Source organism: Rhodopseudomonas sp. BR0C11, from assembly GCF_010820945.1.
Classification (GTDB): domain Bacteria; phylum Pseudomonadota; class Alphaproteobacteria; order Rhizobiales; family Xanthobacteraceae; genus Rhodopseudomonas; species Rhodopseudomonas palustris_H.
The window spans coordinates 1-2,181 of the sequence record NZ_QTKI01000581.1 but is presented as its reverse complement, the minus strand read 5'-3'; the positions used below and the strand labels follow the sequence as shown (position 1 = coordinate 2,181).

Here is a 2,181-nt window from a genome sequence, read left to right as displayed (position 1 = left end):
CACCAAGACGGTGCTGCAGCAGGCCGGCTATTCGGACGAGGACATCGCCCGGTTCGGCGCACGTTGAGTGCTACGCGGCCCGGCGGAGCTGCACGCGCCACACCTCCGGTCCCTGCTCCAGATAGGTCCACTGGCAATCATCGCCGTGGACTGACGCGAAGAACTGGCGGAGTGGCCGCGGATCGTGGTCGACCACGATCTGCATCGCCTGTCCGGGCGCCAGATGATCGAACAGCCGCGGGATGATCTCGTGGCGCTGATAAGGCGGGATCTCGCGGACGTCGAGCACGCGTTCGGTCGTGGTGGCGGCTTCGGTCATGACTATGTCCTGGTTGGAGTGGGGTGAAGGTGCGGGTGGATCAGTGTGGCTTGCCGCGGGCGAGCAGCGTCGGGCCATAGCTCAGTGCGAAGCCGAGGAAGGCGGTGGCCCAGCCGAGCGCGGCCAGATGCAGCAGCGGATCGCTCCAGGCCGGCAGCAGCGCCGCCGCGATCCGCGCGGTGACGGCGAACAGGGCGGCGAGATAGATCCCCTGCGTCGGCAGCGAGGCGGTGAGCTGCTGGCCGGTGTGACCAAGCGATGCGCGGGTCATCACCGCCAGCGTCATCACGCCGGCGCCGCCGACCATCCAGGCGTGGATGCCTGCGCTGACCGGGATCAGCCCGAACGCCGCCGCTGAGGTCAACAGGAAGCCGAGCGGGATGAACAGATAACCGACGTGCAGCACCAGCAGCAGCTTCTCCTTGACGGTGCGGTCGCCGGCCCAGCGCGCCAGCCGGACCAGATGCAGCATGCCGGCGATCAACAACGCCGAGCCGCTGATCGGGCTGAACGGCATCGCAACCCAGAGCACCAGCGTCAGGCCGCTGAACGCGACGATCACCATGTCGAGCTTGTTGAACGGCTGCGGCAGCCGGCCGGGATTTGCGCGCACCAGCCAGTTGCGGGTGAAGCTCGGCGTGATACGGCCGCCGATCAGCGAGATCAGCATGATCACCACCGCGATGCCGATCCGGATGCTGTAGTCGGCAGTGCCGCCGAAATGCGCTTCGAGATGGAATGCGACGTTGCCGACTAGCAGCAGCGTCAACAGCGCGACGACGTTGAGATTGCGCCAGTTCCGCCCGGCGATGATCTCGCGCAGCGCCGCAAGTGCCACCAGCAGCAGGAAGCAGGCATCGATCAGCAGCGCGGCGAGCCACCCGGTGTCGGCCGAGAACGTCACCGCCAGCCGTCCGGCGAGCCACACCACCGCCAGCGTCGCCAGCGGCGCACCCTGCAGCGGCAGGCGTCCGGTCCAATTCGGAATCGCGGTGAGCAGGAAGCCGGTGATCACCGCCGGCAGATAGCCGTACAGCATCTCGTGGACGTGCCAGTCACGCGGCGCGAACGCGGTCTGCAGCGTCAGCTCGCCGTGATACACCGGCAGCCACAGCAGCACCGCGACCGCGGCGAAGATCGCGCCGAGCAGGAAGAACGGGCGGAAGCCGGCCGACAGGATGGTCAAGCGGCTCTGCAACGGATAGCGCGGCACCGGCTTGCGCTTGGCGGGGCCGGCTGCGGAAGATTCGATCGTCGTGCTGCTCATCGCGGTCCACCGGAACTGACACCGGCGGTGCATTTGCCGGCTCATCCTGTGTAGGAGCGCGGCGTCCAGCGCTGGTTGTGCCAGCACAAACTCGCGAACGATTTGCAGGGAACAGCATCGTCCGCATGGCGCGGAGATGTAGCCGACGAAGCAATGACGGCTGAGACTGGCGGTTAGGGCAGCGGCGAGACGCCGATCACCAGCGGGTGCAGCAGCAGAAGCGACAGCCATGCCGCGATCCCGATGCCGAACCGCAGCGGGCTGATCCGCCAGCGCTGCGGCTTGAAGCGGCCGCTGATCAGCGCCGCGAATGGCCAGAACGAGGTGCGCGCCGCAAGTTCCACCCAACGCTCGGCACCGAGCTGGCGCCGCTTGCGACGGTCGATGATCATCATGCCGACCAGCGCGATCATCGCAAAGAAGCCGAACAGCAGCACATGCGCGAGGTCACCGTTCGGCACGACATGCGCACCGGCCCACAGGCCGATCGCCCACAACAGCGGATGCCGGACGATGCCGACGACGCCCGGGTGTTGCGGATCGAATATTTTCCGCGGATCGCCGCCGAACGACAGCGGATTGGCGGCGCCAATGC

General features: G+C 67.3%; 3 protein-coding genes. All 3 read right to left on the bottom strand.

Annotated elements, in window-relative coordinates; translation table 11 throughout:
• Positions 1–70: 70 nt before the first annotated feature.
• Entirely contained in the window at positions 71–319 is a 249-nt protein-coding gene (locus DYI24_RS25405; protein WP_107343510.1) for a DUF2249 domain-containing protein, read from the bottom strand.
• A 40-nt stretch (positions 320–359) separates the two neighbouring features.
• On the bottom strand, positions 360–1,586 hold the full coding sequence (locus DYI24_RS25400) for an NnrS family protein (protein WP_164574280.1): 1,227 nt from the start codon (positions 1,584–1,586) through the stop codon (positions 360–362).
• A 173-nt stretch (positions 1,587–1,759) separates the two neighbouring features.
• The coding region (locus DYI24_RS25395) for an NnrU family protein (RefSeq protein WP_246701367.1) at positions 1,760–2,181 on the bottom strand (422 nt) is incomplete at its 5' end.